Annotated in this window: 16 protein-coding genes and 1 riboswitch; of the genes, 7 read left to right on the plus strand and 9 right to left on the minus strand. The window is 70.8% G+C overall.

What is annotated here, in order from left to right:
- Positions 1–20 precede the first annotated feature (20 nt).
- From OG729_RS15740 to OG729_RS15750, 3 genes are read right to left on the minus strand one after another with little or no spacing between them, the layout of a single operon-like run.
- Entirely contained in the window at positions 21–1,196 is a 1,176-nt protein-coding gene (locus OG729_RS15740) for a VWA domain-containing protein (RefSeq protein ID WP_405806646.1), read from the minus strand.
- A complete protein-coding gene (locus tag OG729_RS15745) occupies positions 1,193–3,595 on the minus strand; it encodes a DUF5682 family protein (protein ID WP_405806647.1) in 2,403 nt (800 codons plus the stop codon). The genes OG729_RS15740 and OG729_RS15745 overlap by 4 nt, the downstream gene beginning before the upstream one ends.
- Positions 3,592–4,704 carry an AAA family ATPase gene (locus OG729_RS15750; protein WP_360871816.1) on the minus strand — a complete coding sequence of 371 codons (1,113 nt, stop codon included), beginning with the start codon at positions 4,702–4,704 and terminating at the stop codon, positions 3,592–3,594. Before OG729_RS15750 ends, OG729_RS15745 begins: the two co-directional genes overlap by 4 nt.
- Before the next feature lie 130 nt (positions 4,705–4,834).
- On the opposite strand from OG729_RS15750, the gene OG729_RS15755 reads away from it, so the two are divergent.
- Both OG729_RS15755 and OG729_RS15760 read left to right on the plus strand, forming a co-directional pair.
- Complete coding sequence (locus OG729_RS15755; RefSeq protein ID WP_405806649.1) at positions 4,835–6,184, plus strand: SWIM zinc finger family protein; 1,350 nt, start codon at positions 4,835–4,837, stop codon at positions 6,182–6,184.
- Between the two features lie 16 nt (positions 6,185–6,200).
- A complete protein-coding gene (locus OG729_RS15760) occupies positions 6,201–7,859 on the plus strand; it encodes a DUF5691 domain-containing protein (protein ID WP_405806651.1) in 1,659 nt (552 codons plus the stop codon).
- Between the two features lie 288 nt (positions 7,860–8,147).
- Here the strand turns inward: OG729_RS15760 and OG729_RS15765 are convergent, their stop codons facing one another.
- Positions 8,148–8,561 (minus strand): cobalamin B12-binding domain-containing protein, encoded by a 414-nt coding sequence (locus tag OG729_RS15765; protein ID WP_360871825.1) that lies wholly within the window; start codon positions 8,559–8,561, stop codon positions 8,148–8,150.
- A gap of 408 nt (positions 8,562–8,969) precedes the next feature.
- On the opposite strand from OG729_RS15765, the gene OG729_RS15770 reads away from it, so the two are divergent.
- On the plus strand, positions 8,970–9,842 hold the full coding sequence (locus tag OG729_RS15770) for an alpha/beta fold hydrolase (protein WP_360871828.1): 873 nt from the start codon (positions 8,970–8,972) through the stop codon (positions 9,840–9,842).
- Between the two features lie 262 nt (positions 9,843–10,104).
- Positions 10,105–11,706 carry a peptidoglycan DD-metalloendopeptidase family protein gene (locus OG729_RS15775; protein ID WP_405806654.1) on the plus strand — a complete coding sequence of 534 codons (1,602 nt, stop codon included), beginning with the start codon at positions 10,105–10,107 and terminating at the stop codon, positions 11,704–11,706.
- 101 nt (positions 11,707–11,807) lie between these two features.
- Here the strand turns inward: OG729_RS15775 and pcrA are convergent, their stop codons facing one another.
- Positions 11,808–14,279 carry a DNA helicase PcrA gene (gene pcrA / locus OG729_RS15780; protein ID WP_360871834.1) on the minus strand — a complete coding sequence of 824 codons (2,472 nt, stop codon included), beginning with the start codon at positions 14,277–14,279 and terminating at the stop codon, positions 11,808–11,810.
- 263 nt (positions 14,280–14,542) lie between these two features.
- Positions 14,543–14,704: riboswitch (cyclic di-AMP (ydaO/yuaA leader) on the plus strand.
- A gap of 2 nt (positions 14,705–14,706) precedes the next feature.
- Here pcrA and OG729_RS15785 point away from each other — a divergent pair.
- On the plus strand, positions 14,707–15,876 hold the full coding sequence (locus tag OG729_RS15785) for an NlpC/P60 family protein (protein WP_405806655.1): 1,170 nt from the start codon (positions 14,707–14,709) through the stop codon (positions 15,874–15,876).
- 139 nt (positions 15,877–16,015) lie between these two features.
- Here OG729_RS15785 and OG729_RS15790 read toward each other — a convergent pair whose 3' ends face one another.
- Positions 16,016–16,369: a hypothetical protein gene (locus OG729_RS15790; RefSeq protein WP_360871840.1), complete on the minus strand. Its 354-nt coding sequence runs from the start codon at positions 16,367–16,369 to the stop codon at positions 16,016–16,018.
- Between the two features lie 376 nt (positions 16,370–16,745).
- Here OG729_RS15790 and OG729_RS15795 point away from each other — a divergent pair, with 376 nt between their 5' ends.
- Both OG729_RS15795 and OG729_RS15800 read left to right on the plus strand, forming a co-directional pair.
- The gene (locus OG729_RS15795; RefSeq protein ID WP_405806657.1) at positions 16,746–17,789 is read left to right on the plus strand and encodes an NlpC/P60 family protein; all 1,044 of its coding nucleotides are present in this window, start codon (positions 16,746–16,748) and stop codon (positions 17,787–17,789) included.
- 10 nt (positions 17,790–17,799) lie between these two features.
- A complete protein-coding gene (locus OG729_RS15800) occupies positions 17,800–18,567 on the plus strand; it encodes a GNAT family N-acetyltransferase (RefSeq protein WP_405806658.1) in 768 nt (255 codons plus the stop codon).
- Here OG729_RS15800 and OG729_RS15805 read toward each other — a convergent pair.
- From OG729_RS15805 to OG729_RS15815, 3 genes are all read right to left on the minus strand, one after another.
- Positions 18,556–19,755, minus strand: a complete 1,200-nt coding sequence (locus OG729_RS15805) for an alpha/beta hydrolase (RefSeq protein WP_405806660.1) — start codon at positions 19,753–19,755, stop codon at positions 18,556–18,558. The genes OG729_RS15800 and OG729_RS15805 overlap by 12 nt on opposite strands.
- Positions 19,756–19,825: 70 nt before the next feature.
- Positions 19,826–20,521, minus strand: a complete 696-nt coding sequence (locus OG729_RS15810) for a response regulator transcription factor (RefSeq protein WP_360871848.1) — start codon at positions 20,519–20,521, stop codon at positions 19,826–19,828.
- A complete protein-coding gene (locus OG729_RS15815) occupies positions 20,518–21,810 on the minus strand; it encodes a PspC domain-containing protein (protein WP_360871851.1) in 1,293 nt (430 codons plus the stop codon). The genes OG729_RS15810 and OG729_RS15815 overlap by 4 nt, the downstream gene beginning before the upstream one ends.
- Between the last annotated feature and the right edge of the window lie 130 nt (positions 21,811–21,940).

Genomic DNA, 21,940 nt, shown 5'->3' on the forward strand with positions numbered 1-21,940 from the left:
GGGTTGGCGCAAGTCCCACGTTACTGATGGGTCACCATGTCCGGTATGGGCAGGGGCCGCTTCTCGATCGCGGCCGCCATCACCTCCGGGAAGAGGTCGGGCGTACACGCGAAGGCCGGTGCGCCCAGCGCCGCGAGCGCCGCCGCGTGCTCGCGGTCGTACGCGGGCGTCCCTTCGTCGGACAGCGCGAGCAGCGCCACGAACTGCACGCCGGACGCCTTCATGGCCGCGACCCGCTTCAGCATCTCGTCCCGTATGCCGCCCTCGTAGAGGTCGCTGATCAGTACGACGACGGTGTCGGCGGGGCGGGTGATCTGGGACTGGCAGTACGCGAGCGCCCTGTTGATGTCGGTGCCGCCGCCGAGCTGGGTGCCGAAGAGGACGTCCACCGGGTCGTCGAGCTGGTCGGTGAGCTCGACGACGGCGGTGTCGAAGACGACGAGGCGGGTGGCGATGGAGCGCATGGACGCCAGGACCGCGCCGAAGACGGATGCGTAGACAACGGAGGCTGCCATCGAGCCCGACTGGTCGATGCAGAGGACGACGTCCTTCTTCACCGACTGGGACGCCCGTCCGTATCCGATCAGCCGCTCGGGGACGACGGTCTTGAACTCCGGCAGATAGTTCTTGAGGTTGGCCCGGATGGTGCGGTCCCAGTCGATGTCCCGGTGACGCGGGCGGTTGATCTTCGCCGAGCGGTCGAGCGCACCGGTCAGAGTGGAGCGGGTGCGGCTGGCGAGCCGCTTCTCCAGATCGTCGACAACCTTCCGGACGACCGCCCTGGCCGTCTCCTTGGTCGTCTCGGGCATCGCCTTGTTGAGGGAGAGCAGGGTGCCGACGAGATGGACGTCCGCCTCGACGGCCTCCAGCATCTCCGGCTCCAGCAACAGCGTGGACAGACCGAGCCGGTCGATCGCGTCGCGCTGCATGACCTGGACGACGGAGCTGGGGAAGTACGTACGGATGTCGCCGAGCCAGCGGGCGACGGAGGGGGCGGACGCCCCGAGCCCGGCCGAGCGGCCCCCGCTGCGGCTGTCGGCACTCGTGCCGCCGTTTCCGTCGCCGTAGAGGGCGGACAGGGCGCCGTCCATCGCCGCGTCCGTCCCGGCGAGCGTGCAGCCGGTGCCCTCGGCAGAGTCGCCGCCGAGCACCAGCCGCCAGCGCCGCAGCCGCTCGTCGTGCGCGATCTCCGTCATCGGGCCACCCCCGCAAGGTCGTTGTCGTCGATACCGAGAAGCAGCTGGAGCACGGGCAGCACCGCGTTTGCCCGCTCCTCGTCGAGGCCCGCGCCGAATCCGGGCACGCCCGACTCCTGGTGTGCGTGGCCGCCCGCTGCCGGGCCGCGCCCGACCAGCTCACCGAGCGTGCGGCGCACGCCCGGTTCGTACGCCGAGAAGGTGCGGCGCAGCAACGGCAGTACGTCGGTGAAGGCGTCCGCGGGCACCCCGGTCAGCCAGGCGTCGACGAGCCCGAGCAGGCGCTCGTCGTGGACCAGGAGCATCCCGCCTCCGGACGCGCCGCCGACGAAGCCCTCGATCCAGGCGGCCGCTTCGGCGGGCGGCGTGCCGGGCGAGAGCGCAAGGGCCATCAGCCGCGCGGCCTGGTGCTCCTCGAGCCGCCCGTCGTCCAGCAGCAGCCGGGCGGCCCGGCCGCGTATCACCCCCGGCACCGTGTCACGGTCCGCCAGCCGGTGCAGTACCGAGCCCCAACGCTCGCCGAGCTCCTGGGCCTTGGGCAGCAGTCCGATCGCGGAGTTCACGGCGTCCAGATGGCTCCGCATCTCGGCGGCGCCGTCCGCGTCGAGCCCGGTGCACGCGGGTGGCAGCCCGACGCAGATGCGCTCGGCGAGCCCGGCCGCGACCTCGCCGAGGGCGGCCGTGTCCGTGGACCGTACGTCCCCGTACCGCAGGGCGCGGGCCAGGGCGGGCAGCGCCTGGGCGAGGTGGCCTACATCCGCGTCGAGCGCGGCCCGGTCGGCGAGCGCCCGCATCACCACGGGGAGCGCGTCGGTCAGTTCGGCCAGCAGGCAGTGCTCGGCGAGCACGGTGACATCGGCGAGGGCGGTCGCCGACACGGCCTTGTTCTCGGCCTTGGCCGTGGCCGCGGAGAGCACCGTGGTGCCCCACACCCCGGCCTCGGCGACCCGCACGAAGAGCTCCGGCTCCCAGCGCAGCCGCCAGCTCTCCCGGAACGTGCCGGTGCTCCCCCGCCCCGTGACCGGCTCGCCCCAGCCGATGGCCAGCAGCCGCAGCCGGTGCAGCAGCCGGCTCTTCGCCGCATCGGTCTCCTTGCGCAGATCGAGCTCCAACTCGCGCTCCAGCGCCTCCGGTTTGAGCCGCAGGCTGCGCTGCAGCCGGCTCAGGTCGCGCTGCAGCGGCACGGCGGGCGCGGCGTCCGGGACCTCACCGAGGACGTCACCGACGATCAGCCGGTCCCGGATCAGGTCGAGCGGAACGTCGGAGCCGTCGCACATCACGGCCCGTATGGCGTCTGTCGTCTCGGTCAGCCCGGCGAGCGGCCGGCCGCGCATGGCGGCAAGGGTGTCGGCAAGCCGCACCGCCTCAATCACATGGGCGGACGACACCATCCGGTCCTCGTCCCGCAGCAGCCGGGCGACCTTGGTCATCCAGCGCTCCACCGGCCGGTCCGGCGCGCCGAAGAGATGCCCGTACCAGCCGGGCGAGTCGATGCCCGCGCCGTAGCCGCTGTGGCGGGCGAGCCTGCGGTGCGTCCAGGGCACCCAGGTCATCTCGGCCTTGACCTTGGGCAGCCCCTTGAGGAGGGCCTTGTCTGCGGCGAGCGTGGTCTTCTCGGCGAGCGCAGGCACATGCCAGGCGCCGCAGACGACGGCGACGTCGTCCCCGAACTCCTTGCGCGCGGCGCGTAGTTGGATCCGCATGTGCGCCTCGCGGACGAGATCCCGGTCGTGCCCGCCGTGGCCGTACATCTCGCGCAGCGCGGTCATGGCCTCGCCGAGCGCGGCGAAGGGCGCCCGGGGGTCCGCGGCGTCGACCGCGGAGCCGGTCCCGGAGCCTGGCCCCGAGCCGCGGTGCTCGACGACGTCCTCCCACCACCGCTCGGGGTCGTCGTACCCGGCGGTTTCGGCGAGGACGGCGATGGGATCGATCCGTACGCCGCCGGGTTCGCTCCCCGAGTCCGAGTCCGAGTCCAGGTCGGAGGTCGAGGCCAGGTCGGAGGTCGAGGCCGGGTTCGGGTTCGGGTCCGGGTCCGGGGGTGAGCCCGGGCCCGGGTCCGCGGCCGTCTCCGCTTCGGCCAGCGCCAGCGAGTGCACCGCCGGGAGGTCGATGAACCGCACCGGCACCCCCCGCCCGAGCGCCCAGCGGATCGCCACCCACTCCGGCGAGAACTCGGCGAGGGGCCAGAACGCCGCCCGCCCCGGATCCTCCACGGCATGGGCGAGCAGCGCGACCGGCGGGCGCATCTGCTCGTCCGCCGCGAGCGCAAGCAGTGCATCGCCCTCGGGCGGACCCTCGATCAGCACCACCGGCGGCGACGCCGCATCCAGCGCGGCCCGCACCGCCCGCGCCGAGCCAGGCCCGTGGTGGCGCACCCCGAGCAGCAGCGGGCCGGTCATACGCTCACCTCACGGCAGGCGCGGTAGAAGTCCTTCCAGCCGTCCCGCTCGCGGACCACCGTCTCCAGGTACTCCTGCCAGATGACCCGGTCCGCCGCGGGGTCGCGTACCACCGCGCCGAGGATGCCGGCCGCCACGTCACCGGGTCGCAGCACGCCGTCGCCGAAATGCGCGGCGAGCGCGAGACCGCCGGTGACGACGGAGATCGCCTCGGCCGTGGAGAGCGTGCCCGACGGCGACTTGAGCTTGGTGCGGCCGTCCGCCGAGACGCCGTCGCGCAGCTCCCGGAAAACGGTGACGACCCGGCGGATCTCCTCCAACCCCTCGGGCACGGCGGGCAGATCGAGCGAGCGCCCTATCTGGTCGACGCGCCGGGACACGATGTCGACCTCCGCCTCGGGCGTCGCGGGCAGCGGCAGTACGACCGTGTTGAACCGGCGGCGCAGCGCGCTGGAGAGGTCGTTGACCCCGCGGTCGCGGTCATTGGCGGTGGCGATGAGGCTGAACCCGCGGACCGCCTGCACCTCCTGCCCCAGCTCCGGGATCGGCAGGGTCTTCTCGGACAGGATCGTGATCAGCGTGTCCTGTACGTCGGCGGGGATACGGGTGAGCTCCTCGACACGCGCCGTCATGCCCTCGGACATCGCGCGCATGACGGGGCTGGGCACGAGAGCGTCCCGGCTGGGGCCGTGGGCGAGCAGCTGGGCGTAGTTCCAGCCGTACCGGATGGCTTCCTCGGGTGTGCCCGCCGTGCCCTGTACCAGCAGGGTCGAGTCGCCGCTGACAGCCGCGGCCAGATGCTCGGAGACCCAGGTCTTGGCGGTGCCGGGCACGCCGAGGAGCAGCAGGGCCCGGTCGGTGGCGAGTGTGGTGACAGCGACCTCGACGATCCGGCGCGGCCCCACGTACTTGGGCGTGATCACCGTGCCGTCGGTGAGTTCGCCGCCGAGCAGATAGGTGGCGACGGCCCACGGCGACATCTGCCAGTTGACCGGGCGCGGCCGGTCGTCGGCCGCGGCGAGCGCCTTCAGCTCGTGGGCGAAAGCGTCCTCGGCATGCGGCCGCAGCGCCTCGGCGCCGGTGGCTGCGCCGGTTTCGGACACGGTCATGGATCCCCCTCCGGGTCGTCGGCCAGATGGTTCGGCCCGATGTGATTCCAACCGTGCACCACGCCACTGACAATCGACCGTCTACGCAGGTCAGAGGCCATTGTCAGACCCGGCCCGTAACGTCGTCGGCATGAATCAGCAGGGGGTGCGCTGGACGTCGGAACAGGTGCTGGCACTGGCTCCTGACGACGCATCACGCAAGGCGGGTAACAGGCTCGGCGCGGCCGGGCCGTGGTCCGGGGCGGGCATTGACGGATCGGGGGCAGTGTGGGGCCTGTGCAAGGGCAGCGGCAGCAAGCCGTACCAGACCATCGTCGACACCACGGGCCCGGCGTACAAGTGCAGTTGTCCGAGCCGGAAGTTCCCGTGCAAGCACGCGCTGGGGCTGCTGCTGCTCTGGGCGGCGGACGAGGACGCCGTACAGGTCTCCACCACGCCGGACTGGGCGGAGGAGTGGCTGGAGGGGCGCAGAAAGCGCGCCACCGACAAGGAACAGAGCGATGCGGGCGCGGGGCAGTCCGCGAAGACCGCCGACCCCGAGGCGGCCAGGCGCCGCGCCGAGCGCCGGGCGGGGCGGATCACCGCCGGGGCCACGGAGTTGGAGCAGCGGCTCGCGGATCTGCTGCGCGGCGGCCTTGCTGCGGCCGAGCAGTCGGGTTACGGACTGTGGGAGGAGACCGCGGCCCGCATGGTCGACGCGCAGGCGCCCGGACTGGCCGCCCGGGTACGGGAATTGGGGGCGATCCCGGGCTCGGGGCCGGGCTGGCCGGTGCGGCTGCTGGAGGAGTGCGCGCTGATCCATCTGCTGGATGCGGCCTGGCTGGGGGTCGAGCGGCTGCCGGAGCCGCTGGCCGCGACGGTTCGTACTCGGGTCGGCCTCACCTCGCCGGCCGACGGCCCGCCGGTCCGGGACGACTGGATGATCCTGGCTCAGTACGACTCCTCGGACGGCAAGATCACCACACGCCGTATATGGCTGTACGGACGCGAGTCCGGGCGTACGGCACTGCTGCTCTCCTTCGGAGCGGCGGGCCGCTCCCCGCAACAGGCGCTGCCGGTGGGCCTGATGATCGACGCCGAGCTCACTCCGTACGCGGGCGCCGGGCAGCTGCGGGCCGAGCTTGGCGAGCAGTTCGGCGCGCCCGCCCCGATCACGTCGCCCCCTCGGGGCGGGCCGACCGCGGCGGCTCTCGATGCGTACGGGCGGGCGCTGCGCGACGACCCCTGGCTGGAGTTCTGGCCGGTGACGCTCAGCCGCGTCATACCCGTCCCGACGAGCCCGGGGTGGCAACTGGCCGACGCCGACAGCGAGACCGCCCTGCCCATCGCGCCCGCCGCGCTCGGCCGCTCCGGGCTGCTGAAGCTCGTCGCGCTCTCCGGCGGCGGCCCGGTCATCGTCTTCGGCGAATGCGGCCATCAGGGCTTCTCACCGCTCGCCGCCTGGTCCGAGGACGGGTCCGAGACGGTCCCGCTCATCTGAACGTAGAGAGGACGCCATGACCAGCACCACCAGCACCAGCGGCGCCGCACTGTGGGAAGAGCTCGTCACCTCGGCCCTTCTCGGCACCGACCGGCGCACGCCGCCGGGCGCCGTCATGACGTCGGGCAAGGACGCGCCGGCCGCGCTGCTGGACGCCGCAGCGCTCCACACCGTCCGGCGCAGGGCGGGACTGATGCCCGCGCCCGCGGCCGTCCGTCCTGAGCCCGCGCCGAACGACACCCGCCCGCAGTTGCCCGCGCCCGCGCGGCGCAGGCTCGGCCTGCTGCTGGCCGACCGGTCGGCCCCGTCGCATGCGGGCGGGCGGCGCGGTACGGCACCGGATCTGACCGAGCTGCTGCCGCAGTGGCTCGCCACGGCCAATGAGCACGGGTACCAGGCGCCGCCGTCCGTACTGCCCGCGCTACTGGACGCGGCCCGCGCGCGTACGGATCTACGGCCGGGGGCCCTCGCCTTCGCCGGTCCGCGCGGGCTGTGGCTGGCCCGGCTCAACCCGGAGTGGAAGTTCGCGCTGCGCGGCGGGTCCGGGGGCCTGGTGCTGCCGGACCCGGCTGACGCCGAGGCGGTTCAACGTCTGTGGGAGGAGGGGCTGTTCGCCGAGCGGGTCGCCCTGCTCGCTTCGGTACGGACGCACGACGCGGGGGCGGCGCTGGCGCTGCTCACGGCGACCTGGGCGACGGAGCGGGCCGAGGACCGGCTGATGTTCCTCGACTCCCTGCGTACGGGGCTGTCCGACGCGGACGAGCCGTTTCTGGAGCAGGCCCTGTCCGACCGCAGTCGCAATGTCCGCGCGACGGCGGCCGAGCTGCTCTCCGCGCTGCCGCACTCGGCGCTCGCCGGGCGGATGGCGACGCGCGCGGTGTCGTGCGTCAGCCTGGACCGCAGCGGGGACGGGAGCGCTGCGGCGATAGCTGTGGAGGCGCCGCACGAATGCGATACGGGCATGCAACGCGACGGGGTCGTGCCGAACCCGCCGTCGGGCCGGGGCGAACGATCATGGTGGCTGGGCCAGTTGGTGGAGGCGGCCCCGCTGTCCACCTGGGCGGGACGGCTCGGGGGGCGTACGGCGCAGGAGATAGTCGCGCTGCCCGTCGCGGACGAGTGGGGGCAGGAGCTGCACGCGGCGTGGTGCCGGGCCGCGGTGCGGCAGCGGGACGCGGAGTGGTCCCGCGCCCTGCTCGGCGCGCCGTCCTCGCCGCCGGAGACCGGGCCCGGCACGTCGTCCCTCGCGGAGCGGGCCAAGCTGCTCGGGACGCTGCCCGCGCCGGAACGGGCGGTGTGGGTTGCGCAGTTCATTGCGGCGCACGGTCTGTCGGAGGCGTTCCAGCTGCTCGGCGTCTGCGCGGTGCCGTGGGCGGAGCCGCTGGGCCGCGCGGTGGTGGACGCGCTGGACATCGCGCGGGACGCGGGGAGTTACCCCTGGAGCTTCAGCGGGGTGATGGGCCTGGCGGAACGCTGCCTGGACCCGGCGGAGGCGAGCCGGCTGGAGCTGCTGACGGCGACGCCGGACGAGGTGGAAGGGGGGTCGCCGGGGGCGGGGGGGTATTGGTCGGAGGCGTTTCAGAGGCTGGTGTCGACGTTGAGGTTGCGGGCGATGATGCGGGTGGAGCTGGGGGGTGTTCCCCCCACCCCGCCCCTTCCCGAAGCTGTGGGCTGACGCCCCCAGGCCCCCGGGGGCCACCGCGCCCCGGTCCCCCGGGGTGGGGAGGTTGTGTGTGGGGGCTGCTGCCCCCACGCCCCGGCCCGTGGCAGCCTCTCGCCGCAAAGACGAACCCCCGGACCAGACCACGCCGCCGGGACGGCTCAGGGGCGCGCCGCCCGCGCACCGTCCTCGGGCCGCGGCGGCCCAGCGCTCGTCAGCCCGCCCCGCGGCAGGCCACGCCCAGCGGACCCGGCACACCCCACACGGGCAGGCCCCGCGCCCAGCGGATCGCGTCGCTACCGACTACGCGTCCGCAGGCTGGCGGACGTTCGCGTTGACCCAGTCGACGATCGACGCCGTCGTCGCGCCCGGGGTGAAGATCTCCGCCACGCCCTTCTGCTTCAGCGGGGCGATGTCCGCCTCCGGGATGATGCCGCCGCCGAAGACCTTGATGTCCTCCGCCTCGCGCTCCTTCAGGAGCTCGATCACCTTCGCGAAGAGCGTGTTGTGCGCGCCGGACAGGATCGAGAGGCCGATCGCGTCCGCGTCCTCCTGGATCGCCGTGTCCACGATCTGCTCCGGGGTCTGGTGGAGCCCGGTGTAGATGACCTCCATGCCCGCGTCACGCAGCGCCCGCGCGATCACCTTGGCGCCCCGATCGTGGCCGTCGAGACCCGGCTTGGCCACCACCACGCGGATCGGACCAGTCACACCCATCACTGCCTCCACATACGACTGCGCCGCCCTGGGCACGGGTCCCGCGCGGGTCCCGCACCGGCAAAGGCCCAGGGAAGTGAACGAACGTTATCTCCAGCATCCCGCAACCGCCCGTTTCACGGTGGATAGCGAGGGGGAAATCACACGTGGGACATGTTCGCTACGCGTCGTACCCGCATCAGGCGACACACAAGCGGCTCGCGAGCCGCGCCGCCACAGGGGACCGTCGCAAGGGAGCCGCTTCGGATCGTCGTATGTCCGCGCCGTCAGCCGCGCGGCGCGGAGATACGACACACCTTTGGTATCGGCCCGGCACGGGCACCGAACCGCACAGGGCCTGAACGGCGCCCATGAGGGCATTAACGGGGGACGGAGCTGTCCTCCCGCTGTGCCGTACGGGAGGTCGGTATGAAGGTCCTGCCCTTCTTTCCGCTGTGTCTGCGCCCCGTGCGACACGTGCGACAGCTGCGAATATCCGCGGCACTGCTCCGCGCCACCGCTCTCGAGCTGGCGATACTCGCCGGGCACCTCCTCCTCTACCCCACCGGCCTGATCACCGAGCGCCCAGCACCCACCCCAGGCCCGAACCCGTCCGAAGACCCGCACCCGGCCGACACCGCGACCCTGCCGACCGGCGGCGGCCCGGACCACCCGCCCGTCGTGCTGCTGCACGGCTTCGTGGACAACCGCTCCGTGTTCGTACTGCTTCGCCGTTCCCTCGCCCGGCATGGCTGGCGGCATCTCGAGTGCCTCAACTACTCCCCGTTGACCTGCGACATCCGCACCGCCGCCGAGCTGCTCGGCCGGCACATCGAGGAGATCTGCGCCCGCACGGGACGGAGCGAGGTCGACATCGTCGGGCACAGCCTCGGCGGCCTGATCGCCCGCTACTACGTGCAGCGCCTCGGCGGTGACCAGCGCGTACGCACACTCGTCACACTCGGCACTCCCCACTCCGGCACCGCGGTCGCCCCGCTCGCGAGTGCTCACCCCATCGTGCGCCAGATGCGGCCCGGCTCCGCCCTGATCGCGGAGCTGCGCCGGCCCGCGCCCGGCTGCCGCACCCATTTCATCAGCTTCTGGAGCGATTTGGACCAGATCATGGTCCCGGTCGAGACGGCCTGCATCGATCACCCGGACCTCATCGCGCAGAACGTGCGCGTCAGCGGAGTCGGCCATCTCGCCCTCCCGGTCCACCCCGCGGTCGCGGCCGGCATCCGGCAGGCGCTCGAGTCGAGCGAGTCGACTGCAGGCACCTCGGGGGCCGTCTCCGTCGCATGATCCCGCAGTCGCCCGATCCACGTTCAACGGCGTCCAGACAGACACCAGAAAGTCGAACGCTTTTCGAACGTAGGGCCAAGGCTGTGCCCGCAGTCCCCCGAAACACGGCCGAATGCCCGTTTCCTGATTCCCTAAAACCTGCGGAAGATTGTCGCCGTCGCGTACCGCCGGGTACAGTCGCGCCACTGCTTTCCCCTCTGGGTGCCTCACTCCCCCGTGGCCCCAGAACCCAGGTCCTGCTGCCGAGGCGAGAGAGAAGTTGGTGAACGACCAGCACGCCCACGCCGGGTACGTCGGATACGACGAGTACTCCACCACTGGCAGCTTCTCCACTGGCAGCTTCGACGCCGACCCGCTCTTCGGAGATCTTCCCGGCAGTTATGAAGCGGGCCACAGCGGCCAGTACGACTCCACCCAGTGGGACACCGGGTCGCACCAGACCACCGGCTATGACGGTTACGACGTCTACGCCGCGCAGCAGCAGATACAACAGCCGCAGCAGACGCAGCAATTCCCGCAGTACGACACGACGGGCCAGTACGACGCCACTGGCCAGTGGGACGCCGGCGCGGTCCAGTACGACACGACCGGCCAGTGGGACGCAGGCGCCTGGAATCAGACCACGCAGACGGGCCAGTTCGAAACGGCTGCCGCCACCTTTGCGTATGACGCGACAGGGCAGTGGGCCGCCCCCACCGTCGAGACCGGGACGTACGACGCCACCGCCTGGAACACGGGCGCGGAGGCACACGTACCGCAACAGTTCACGCCGGAGCATGAGTTCCTCCACGAGACCGCCCCGGCGGCGCCCGAGTTCGAGTACGAGACCAGCCCCGCCGCCCCCGAGTACGAGTACGAGAGCGCGCCCGACCTCACCACCCAGTTCCAGCCGGAGTACCAGTCGGACTTCCCGCAGGAGTACGCGGCCGAGTACGACGCCGGGTACACGTACGAGGCCGAGCCTGAACTCGGGGCCGAGCAAGATCTCGAAGCCGGATTCGACGCCGACACCGAGTCCGACACCGACTTCGATTCCGAGTCGGAGTCCGAGTCGGAGCTCGCGCACGAATCCGAGCCCGTCGGCGTCGCCGTAAACCCCCGCCCCGTCCGCCGTTCCGGCGGCTCGCGCGGCCGTCGCCGCACCCCCGCCAAACGCTCCGCCCTCCTGACCGTCGCCGTACCCTCCGCATGCGTGATGGGCGTCGCCGGCATCGCCGCCGCATCCGTCGGCGACCTCGGTGGCGACAGCAAGGGCGAAGGCACCAACCAGGCCGCCGCGGACCCGTCATCCGTCAAGCCGATCGCCGCGAACAACAAGATGGACACGCAGCTCGCCGCTCTCAGCGCCGACGCCCGTGACTTCGGCGACCGTGCCTCCCGCACCCAGGAACGCCTCGACCTCAAGGCGCGCCAGGAGGCGGACAAGAAGAAGCGCGAGGAAGAGGCGAGGCGCCGCGAGGCGCTGCGCCCCAAGTTCGTGCTGCCGGTGACACAGCAGGGTCTGAGCGCGTACTACGGTCAGGCCGGCGTCAACTGGATGTCCGTGCACACCGGCATCGACTTCCCGGTGTCGTACGGCACCAAGGTGATGTCCGCGACCGACGGCACCGTCCGCACCCAGTGGAACAGCGCCTACGGCAACATGGCGATCGTGACGGCGGCCGACGGCACCGAGACCTGGTACTGCCACCTCAGCAGCACCAAGATCCGCTCCGGTTCGGTCAAGGCCGGTGACGTCATCGCGTTCTCCGGCAACTCAGGGAACTCCACCGGACCGCATCTCCACTTCGAGGTCCGGCCCGGCGGCGGCTCGGCGATCGACCCGCTGCCGTGGCTCCGCAGCCACGGCCTCGACCCGACCTGACAGTAGCCACGACCACAGCCTCGACCCGACCGTAGCCACGACCACAGCCTCGACCCGGTCGGACCGCAGCTCACGGCCTTGATCCGACCTGGCCGTGAGAGCTACAGCTTCTCGACGGGCGCGTACCTCAGCAGCAGCCTCTTCGGCTTCGTGTCCCCGAAGTCGATCGTCGCCTGCGCGTCCGCACCCGACCCCGTCACTCCCACCACGGTCCCCAGACCGAACTGGTCGTGCGTGACCCGGTCGCCGACCGCCAGCGAGATCACCGGCTTGTCGGTCGTACGCCGCGTGGCAAAGCCCGAAGCGCCGCCGCCCGAGCGCGACCGCGACGACGACAGCGAGGCGGCGATGCCGGAGGTCGGACCCGCGGGCGCGGCCATCGGCCCCGTCCGCTTCCACTCCAGGTGCTGGCCCGGGATCTCCTCGAGGAAGCGCGAGGGCGGGTTGTACGAGGGCTGGCCCCAGGCGCTCCGCATCGACGAGCGCGTCAGATAGAGCCGCTCGCGGGCGCGCGTGATGCCGACATACGCAAGGCGCCGCTCCTCCTCCAGCTCCTTCGCCTGACCGAGGGCGCGCATGTGCGGGAAGACGCCGTCCTCCATGCCCGTCAGGAACACCACCGGGAACTCAAGGCCCTTCGCGGTGTGCAGCGTCATCAGGGTGATGACGCCGGAGCCGTCCTCGTCCTCGTCCGGAATCTGGTCGGAGTCGGCGACGAGCGCGACCTTCTCCAGGAATTCGGCGAGCGTGCCCGCGCCCTCCTCCTCGGCACGGTCCTGCTCAAACTCCAGCGCGACCGCGGCCAGTTCCTGAAGGTTCTCGATGCGCGTCTCGTCCTGCGGGTCGGTGGAAGCCTGCAGCTCGGCCAGGTAGCCGGTCCGCTCCAGGACGGCTTCCAGCACCACAGCAGGGCCCGCGCCCGAGTCGACGACCGTGCGCAGTTCCTCCATCAGCACGTTGAAACGCTTGACGGCGTTGGCGGAGCGGGCCGCCATGCCGTACGCCTCGTCCACGCGCCGCAGTGCCTGCGGGAAGGTGATCTTCTCGCGCAGCGCGAGCGCGTCGATCATCGCCTCGGCGCGGTCGCCGATGCCGCGCTTGGGGACATTGAGGATGCGGCGCAGCGGGACGTTGTCCTCGGGGTTGGCCAGGACCCGCAGATACGCGAGGACGTCCCGGACCTCCTTGCGCTCGTAGAAGCGCACCCCGCCGACGACCTTGTACGGCAGGCCGACCCGGATGAAGATCTCTTCGAAGACACGGGACTGGGCGTTCGTACGGTAGAAGACGGCGACGTCGCCGGCCTTCGCCTCGCCCGCGTCCGTCAGCCGGTCGATCTCGTCGGCGACGAACTGCGCCTCGTCGTGCTCGGTGTCGGCGACATAGCCGGTGATCTGCGCACCCGCGCCCGCATTCGTCCACAGGTTCTTGGGGCGGCGGCTTTCGTTGCGCTCGATGACCGCGTTGGCTGCGGAGAGGATCGTCTGCGTGGAGCGGTAGTTCTGCTCCAGCAGGATCGTCGTCGCGTCCGCGTAGTCCTCCTCGAACTGGAGGATGTTGCGGATGGTCGCGCCACGGAAGGCGTAGATCGACTGGTCGGCGTCGCCGACGACGCAGAGCTCGGCCGGCGGCAGATCCTCCTGGCCCGTCCCTACCAGCTCGCGTACGAGTGTGTACTGAGCGTGGTTGGTGTCCTGGTACTCGTCCACCAGGACATGGCGGAAGCGCCGCTGGTAGTGCTCGGCGACGTCCGGGAACGCCTGCAGCAGATGCACCGTCGTCATGATGATGTCGTCGAAGTCCAGGGCATTGGCCTCGCGCAGCCGTGCCTGGTACATCCGGTAGGCCTCGGCGAGCGTCTTCTCGAAGCCTCCCCCAGAGCCTTCGGCCTGGGAGGTACCCCCAACTGCCTGGTCGGCGAAGGTCTCCTCGTCGATCAGCTCGTTCTTCAGGTTCGAGATCTTGGCGCTGAAGGACTTCGGCGGGAACTTCTTGGGGTCAAGATCCAGATCGCGGCAGACCAGGGCCATCAGCCGCTTCGAGTCCGCGGCGTCGTAGATCGAGAACGACGAGGTGAAGCCGAGCCTCTTGGACTCGCGGCGCAGGATGCGCACGCAGGCACTGTGGAAGGTCATGACCCACATGGCGTTGGCGCGCGGGCCGACGAGCTGCTCGACACGCTCCTTCATCTCGCCGGCGGCCTTGTTGGTGAAGGTGATCGCCAGTATCTGCCCGGGGTGGACGCTGCGGGTCCCCAGCAGATACGCGATCCGGTGGGTCAGCACCCGGGTCTTGCCGGACCCGGCCCCGGCGACGATGAGGAGCGGCGAGCCCGTGTGAACGACGGCGGCGCGCTGCTGTTCGTTCAGCCCTTCCAGCAGGGCGGCGGGGTCCACGACCGTGCGCGGGGCGCCGTCACGGTGGTACGGATCCCGCGCAGGGGGCACGTCGAACGCGCCCTGGAAGAGATCGTCCGGAATCTCCTCCGGGGCCGAGTCCTCGGGCGGTGGCGGGGCGTGCTCCGAGCTGGGCTGGAGGTCCGCCAGGAAGCTGTCGTCAAAGAGGCTGCTCATCGCTCTACGAGTCTAGGCCGCCGCGCTGACAGCTCGCGGCCGCATTGGCATGCCGCACGGGAATCCGGCCCGGCAACCCTGCGCGATCGAGCCACTTCGCCATGTCATGGCACAGGCACACCGGAAACCCGATCCCCGCCGCGCTGAAAAAAGGTCACGAAAATGTATCGGGCATATCGACCATCAAGCTTCACAGCGGCCACACGAGTTGGCTAGCGTGCTCGTCCAGGCGGCTCGTACCCCCATGGCGATCCACGCCAATCGGGCGGCCTGCGCCGAATTCGGGCTTCCTTCAAGGAAGTTCGGAACCGGGGACCCACCATGCACAACCGGGGTGAATCGGACCTGTCTCATTCGGTCCGTAGGGCGTCTTCCGTTCTGCCCGAACCCGACAGCTAACCCGGTAGGCGGTCCACGGAAGAAGGAGATGCCGGCCTTGGCGTCGCATCGCAAACAACGCAGCCGTACCGCGAAGACCTCGCCCGCCGTCGGGCTCACGACGGCAGCCATCGCCGGCGTTACCCTGCTGTCGACTCAGAGCGCCAACGCGGCGCCCGCCGAACCGAAGCCCTCCGTCGAAGAGGTGCAGAAGAAGGTCGACGACCTGTACCGGCAGGCCGGCACCGCGACCGAGAAGTACAACAAGGCCAAGGAATCCACCGACGAGAAGCGGCGCGAGGTCGACGAGCTGCTCGACGACGCCGCCAAGCGCACGGAGAAGCTGAACGAGTCCAGAAGGGCGCTCGGCAACTACGCGGCCGCGCAGTACCGCACCGGCGCGGTCACCCCGACCGCCGCGCTGCTGTTCGCGGACAGCCCCGAGTCGTACTTCGACCAGACCCAGCTGATGGACCGGATGACCGACCGTCAGCGCAGCGCCATCACTGACTACGAGACCCAGCGGGCCGCGGCCGCCAAGCAGCGGGCGGAGGCGACGAAGAGCCTCGAGTCGCTCACGACCTCCCAGAAGGCCCTGCGCACGAGCAAGCAGGAGGTCCAGGCGAAGCTCGCCGAGGCGCGCGCACTGCTGTCGAAGCTGACCGCCGAGGAGAAGGCGCGGCTCGCCGAGATCGAGCGCAGGAAAGAGGAGGAGGCCCGCCGCCAGGCCGAGGCAAAGGCCAAGGCGGAGGCGGAGGCCCGCGCCAGGGCGGAGGCCGCGCGCAAGGAGCAGGAGCAGAACCAGGACAGCGGCACGGGCACGGGAACCGGTACTGGCACTGGTACCGGCACCGCCGACGGCAGTTACACGGCCAAGGCCGACAAGGTCCTGTCCTTCGCCCGCGCCCAGCTGGGCAAGCCGTACGTCTGGGGCGCGACGGGCCCGAGCTCGTACGACTGCTCGGGGCTGACCCAGGCCGCCTGGAAGGCGGCGGGCGTGGACCTGCCGCGCACCACCTGGGACCAGGTGAAGGTCGGTACGCGCGTGGCCACGAAGGACCTGCTCCCCGGCGACCTGGTCTTCTTCTACGACGACATCAGCCACGTGGGCATTTACATCGGCGACGGCATGATGATCCACGCGCCCAAGCCCGGTGCGAACGTCCGCGAGGAGTCGATCTACTACATGCCGATCTACGGCAGCGTGCGCCCGGCCTGAGCCCGGACGCAGCCGAACGCCCGGACCCGTCGGGTCCGGGCGTTCTCACGTCCGCAGCATCACGCCCGCAACATCAGGTCCGCAGTCATGCCCGCAACATCAGGTCCGAAGCGTCCCGTCCGCCGACAGGCTCAGCGCATCAGGTCCACAGCGTCGCGATGAAGATGTTCGTGACGGTCAGCCCGCCCACCGCGCCGAAGAGCGCCTTCTCCACCTTCTCCTCGTCCCGCTTGACGTAGACCAGTCCCAGGATCACCACCAGGACCGCCAGCTTGACGCCGATCTTGATGTTGTTCACCGGCTGATCGTCCGCCTGGTTCAGGCCCACCAGTGCCACGCCCGTTATCAGCATCGTCAGCGCACCGTGCAGCATCGCCGGGCTGAAGCGGGCGGTGCCCTCGCCCATCGCCTTCATCTGGGTGAGGAAGCCGCCGAGCAGCGACGCGATGCCGATGATGTGCAGGGCGACGAAGACATTGATGAGTACGTCCATGAGGCGGAGCCTAACCGTCGCCATACCACCCCTCTCAGGGCAGGTGCGCCTCATTCGCCGCATCGGTCACGGCGGCACGGGGATGTGCGCCGATGGCATCAGACCGGCTCGCACAAAGCGCTCCCGCCTGTCCAGCTTTGGGCAACTTCGGTCCTTGCGCCGCGTTCCCGTGACTCTCAGGTTTAGCGTCCTTCCCCAGGTGACCGACTCTCCATCGCCGCCGCGCCCCCCGGGCGGCCGTCGGACATCACCGCCGAGAAATACCGGCGGCGGGACGCTCCCCCTGTGCGGACCGCCGCCGGCCCCGGTCCGGCCCCCGCCCGGAGTCGGACCCGGAGTCGGACCGCAGGAACGACGGAAGGACGTGGACGCCCTCGTGGCAGCGCACCGGAAAGCCAAGCAGCATCCGCTCAGCGGGCCCGCCGCCCGTACCGCCGCAACGCTTGCGCTTGCCGGGGCTGCGACCGCCACCGCGTTCGACGGCACCGGACACGCCGAGCCCGCGCTCACCCCCGCGCAGATCAAGGCCAAGGTCGACAGGCTCTACCAGGAGGCGGAGGCCGCCACCGAGCGGTACAACGGGGCCAAGGAGCGGACCGCGAGCGCTCGTACGTCGGTGGACGCGCTGCGCGACGAGGCCGTCCGCAGGACCGAGCGGCTCAACACCTCGCGCAACGCCCTGGGTTCGGTCGCCACCGCCCAGTACCGGGCCGGCGGCATCGACCCCGGGCTGCAGCTCGCGCTGAGCTCCGACCCCGACGAGTATCTGGAGCGGGCAGCGCTCGCCGAGCGCGTCGGCGAGCGGCAGGCGAGCGCCATCGCGGGGGTGCACCAACAGCTCGTGGACATCGCCCGGTTGCGGGCCGAGGCCGGCAAGCGGCTCGATGCGCTCAAGGACCGCCAGCGAGAGCTGGCCAGGCACAAGGCGACCGTCCAGGAGAAGCTCTCGGCCGCCCAAAGCCTGCTGGCCCGGCTCCCCGCCGAGCAGCGCGCCTTCTCCCAAAGCGGCTCCCCGGAGGCCACGCGCGCCGACCGCTCCCTCGTGTCCCGCGGCTCCCTCAGGGCCCCCAACTCCCGGGCCGCCCAAGCCGTCGCCTACGCCTACGGAGCGCTCGGCAAGCCCTACGTCTGGGGCGCGACCGGCCCCACCTCCTACGACTGTTCCGGACTCGTCCAGGCCGCGTGGCGCTCCGCCGGAGTCTCGCTGCCGCGCACCACATACACCCAGATCAACGCGGGACAGCCGGTGTCCCGCTCCCAACTCGCGCCCGGTGACCTGGTGTTCTTCTACTCCGGCATCAGCCATGTCGGCCTCTACATCGGCGGCGGCCAGATGATCCACGCGCCCCACCCCGGCGCTCCCGTCCGTGTCGCGCCGATCGACCAAATGCCCTTCGCCGGCGCGACGCGGGTGGCATAGCATCCGCCGAATGGACCTCGACGTACACAACGACCTGCAGAGTTCCGTCCGGGCGCTGACGCTGCGCTCCCCCGACCACCGGCGTGTGGGCCCCTTCGTCGTCCGCTACCACCCGGACTGGCCCATTCCGCCCGCAAATTACGCGATACCGGACGAAGGCGCGACCCCGACACGCGAGGACATCGACGCGCTCGTCGAGACGTTCCGCGAGCTCGATCGCGTACCGCGCCTCGAGTTTCTGCCGGCCTGCGCCCCCGAGGTCGAACCCGCCCTGCTGGCGGCCGGGTTCACCGTGGAGAACCGGGCGCCGCTCCTCGCGGTCGTGCCCGGCGGTCTGCTCGAGCCGAAGCCGGTGGACGGGATCACGATCGTCGAACCGTCCGACGACGCCGAGTACCACGCTGCGGCCGGAGTGCAGCATCTCGCGTACGGGCAGACGGGCGGGCCCACCGAGGGCGAGATCACATGGCTGCGCACGGCCCAGGAGGGCGGCGGGGTCGCGGCTCTCGCCGTCGACGACAAGGACGGCACCCCGGTCGCCGCGGGCGGCTGCTCGGTCCCGGTCGACGGGCTGACCGAGCTCTGCGGCCTCGCGGTCGCCTCCTCACACCGCCGCCGGGGCATCGGCGCGGCGCTCTCCGCCTACCTCACCACCGCCGCGTTCGACCGTGGCTGCCGGGTGGTCTGGCTGGAGCCCGGCGATGTGGACATCGAGCGGATCTACGCGGGGATCGGCTACCGGCGGGTCGGCGAGAAGGCCGACATGTCACTCCAGTAGGCCGCTGGGGGTGAGCACCTGGTCCTCAGGGGCGTCGCCCTGGCTCTGCCCCTGGCCCAGGCCCTGCTGCCCCTGACCCCAGCCCTGCAGGTTCATCCGCTGCGTCAGCCACTGGAACGCGTACGGCAGTTGCCTGCTCCACACGGGGGTGACATGCCCGCCCGTCGTCGCCCGCAGATCGATCCTCGTCGGCGGCTTGGCCACCCGCTGGAGCGAGAGCCCCGGCAGGTAACCGTCCGCGCCCTCCCCCGTCACCAGCAGCGAGACACGCGGCGGGGTCTTCGCCGACTTCAGGATGCGCAGCACGTTGTTCTCGCGCCGCAGATCCGGGTCCGACGCGGTCAGCGATCCATGCTCGGCGGCAGGGTCGTTGTACCCGGAGAAGCTGACCGCCGCGCTGTAGCGGTCGGGGTGGGCGAGGGCCAGTTTGGCCGCTCCGTGGGCGCCGGCCGAATAGCCGGCGATGGCCCAGTTCTCGGGGCCGAGCGACACCCGGAAGTTGTCGGCGACCATCTTGCGTACGTCGACGGTGAGCCAGCTGTCCGCATTCACCTTGCCCGGTATGTTCGCGTACCCGGTGTCCTTGTCGCCCAGCATGGTGCGCGGCGAGACCAGGATGAAGGGCGCGACCCGGCCCGACTCGATGAGCGGCTGGACGCGGTCCTGGAACTTCAGCGTCCGGAACCAGTTCTTCGAGGAGCCGGGGAAGCCGGACATGACCTCGACGACGGGGAACTTCCTATTGCGGTAGGCGGGGTCGTGGTACTGCGGCGGCAGCCAGACATACACCTCGCCCTGCACCCCAGAAATGGAGCCCTTGAGCTCGGTGCGCACCAGCCCGCTGCCGAGTTTGGGATCGTCGACCTTCTCGAACTTCTGGAGCACCTTCGGCAGGGCGGAGATCTGCTTGCCGCCCATGCCGTTCGGTCCGAGGTCGTTCGCGGCCTCGACATGACCGGACGTGCCGAGCAGATCGTCCCAGCTGTCGTAGAGGCCATTGGCGTTGTTGACGGCCACGAACACCACCGTGATCGCCGTCGCCTGCGCGAAGAGCACCATGACAAGCCGGATCGCACCCCGCACCAGGGCGGGTCCGCGCAGCCGGCCCCACAGCAGCAGCGGCAGGAGTACGGCGATCACGACCAGGACGATCGTGATCACGAAGAAGGTGTTCCCCGTCAAGTTCATCACGCACAGCAAGAGGTGAACTCGGCGTAGACGGTTGCCCGGCTATGTTCCGGTTACCTCACAACGGTGCCTAAACCAGCCGTCGAGCCGTCGCCCATCGCGTCAATTCGTGCCGGTTCGAGAGCTGCAGTTTCCGCAGTACGGCGGACACATGCGACTCGACCGTCTTCACCGAGATGAACAGCTGCTTGGCGATTTCCTTGTACGCGTATCCGCGCGCGATCAGCCGCAGCACTTCGCGCTCGCGCTGAGTGAGCCGATCCAGGTCCTCGTCCACCGGCGGCGCGTCCGTCGAGGCGAAGGCGTCCAGTACGAAGCCCGCCAGGCGCGGCGAGAAGACCGCGTCGCCGTCCTGCACCCGGAAGATCGAGTCGACCAGGTCGGTACCGGTGATCGTCTTGGTGACATAACCGCGGGCGCCGCCCCGGATCACCCCGATGACGTCCTCGGCGGCGTCCGAGACGGACAGCGCCAGGAACCGCACGGGATCCTCCGCCGCCGCCATCAGCGAGGCGCAGCGGCGCAGCACCTCCACCCCGCCGCCGCCCGGCAGATGCACGTCCAGCAGGACGACTTCGGGCCGCGTCGCCGTGATCACGGTGACCGCCTGGTCGACGTCGGCGGCCTCGCCGACCACCTCGACGCCGGTGCGGTCGGTCTGGCCGATTTCGGCCTGTACTCCGGTGCGGAACATCCGGTGGTCGTCGACGAGCACAACCCGTACGTGCCGCCCGGCAGTCTCTCCCGCAGCCTCGTTCTCGGTCATTCGCCCGCCCTCTCCATCTCCAGCTCGACCTCGGTGCCCCCGCCGGGCACCGAGCGAAGCCGTGCCGTCCCGCCGTTGCGCTGCATCCGGCCGATGATCGATTCTCTTACGCCCATACGGTCCTCGGGCACCGAATCCGGGTCGAATCCGGGTCCTCTGTCGCGTACGGAGACGAAGACCGTACGACCCTCGACTTCTGCGTAGACCTGTACCGCCCCGCCCTCGCCACCGTACTTGGCCGCATTGACCATCGCCTCGCGTGCGGCTTGCATCTGCGCGGCCAGTTTCTCGTCCAGCGGGCAGTCGCCGACGACCACGACCTCCAGCGGGACACCGTGCTTGTCCTCGACCTCGGCTGCGGCCTTCTTCACCGCCTCGGCGAGCGTGTCCGGTTCCTCGTCCTCGTCCTTGCCGGTGCCCTCCGGCTTGTAGAGCCAGTTTCGCAGCTCGCGCTCCTGGGCGCGGGCGAGGCGGCGCACCTCCGAGGCCTCGTCGGCGTTCCGCTGGATCAGGGTCAGGGTGTGCAGTACCGAGTCATGGACGTGGGCCGCGACCTCGGCACGTTCCTGGGCCCGGATGCGCATCGTCCGCTCCTCCGAGAGATCCTGGGTCATCCGCACCAGCCAGGGTCCGGCAAGCAGGGCCATTCCTGCGATGACGGCTATCGCCGCGGTCAGTACGTTGCCGAGCTGGGCGGCGGAGCCGCGCACCACTATGAAGACGGTCAGTCCCATGCCGACCAGCGCCACACCCGCGAGCGCGCGGCCGAGCTGCAGCAGTCTGCGGCGGCGGCCCACTTCGGTCCAGCGGGCACGCCGGGCGTTGTCCGCCTGCCGCCACACCAGCACCACACCGGCGCCGATCAGCAGGATCGGCCAGATATAGCGGTTGGCGCTGCCGCCCATGTTCACATTGCCGACGAAGATCGCCGCGCCGATCATCAGCGCGACCATGGCGAACAGCTGCCCCTTGTCGGGCTTGCGCAGCCGGCGCCTGCCGTCGGCGGTGGCCTCGAAGACGGAACGCGGCTCGGCGGTCCGGCCCCCCACCCCGAGCGGCACGACGATCCAGAACACCGCGTACAGCAGCACACCGAGGCCGTCGGCCATGAACAGGCCGAGGAAGACGAGACGTACCCAGATGACGGGCAGGCCCAGATGTCCGGCGAGTCCGCGCGCCACCCCGCCGAGCATCCGTCCGTCGGCGCTGCGGTACAGCTTGCGCAGCGGCTGCTCCTCCGGCACGGGGGCGCGGGGGGAACCGGCGGGTCGGGGCGTGACTACTGGCATGCCCCGATCGTCACATGCACGGGCAGGCCGCGGTATCAGGGTCGTCCCCCAAACCGACCCTGAGAGCAGGGACCGATATCAGGGAAGGGCCAGGGTCGGCCCGGGTGCCACGGCAGCCCGGGGCCCGTCA

Source organism: Streptomyces sp. NBC_00210 (assembly GCF_045160975.1).
GTDB lineage: Bacteria > Actinomycetota > Actinomycetes > Streptomycetales > Streptomycetaceae > Streptomyces.